This window comes from Pseudomonas sp. SMV71 (assembly GCF_052042015.1).
In the GTDB taxonomy this organism is placed as follows: Bacteria; Pseudomonadota; Gammaproteobacteria; order Pseudomonadales; family Pseudomonadaceae; genus Aquipseudomonas.
Genome location: NZ_JBKGGU010000071.1, coordinates 1 through 302 on the forward strand (window position 1 = coordinate 1; position 302 = coordinate 302).

Below are 302 nucleotides of genomic sequence, written 5' to 3' on the forward strand. Positions count from 1 at the left end.
ACGGTGCCGAGCATCAGGGCGATCCCGGCCAGCATCTGGTTGGAGATGCCGAACAGCGGCCACAAGGTGTTGATGCCGCCCAGCGGATCGATCACGCCCTGGTACAGCAGGTAGCCCCACAGCGCCACGCACCCGGCGGTGGCGATCAGGTTGGCGGTCCAGGATTCGGTGCGCTTGAGCGCCGGCACGAACGAGCCGAGCAAGTCCTGCAGCATGAAGCGCCCGGCACGGGTGCCGGCGTCCACCGCGGTGAGGATGAACAGCGCTTCGAACAGGATCGCGAAGTGGTACCAGAACGCCAT

1 protein-coding gene is annotated in these 302 nt (G+C 66.2%); it reads right to left on the reverse strand.

Going from position 1 to position 302, the window contains the following annotated elements:
- Positions 1 to 302 (reverse strand): carbon starvation CstA family protein (locus ACLEJQ_RS25825; RefSeq protein WP_440799941.1); only part of this gene is annotated, 302 nt, incomplete at both ends.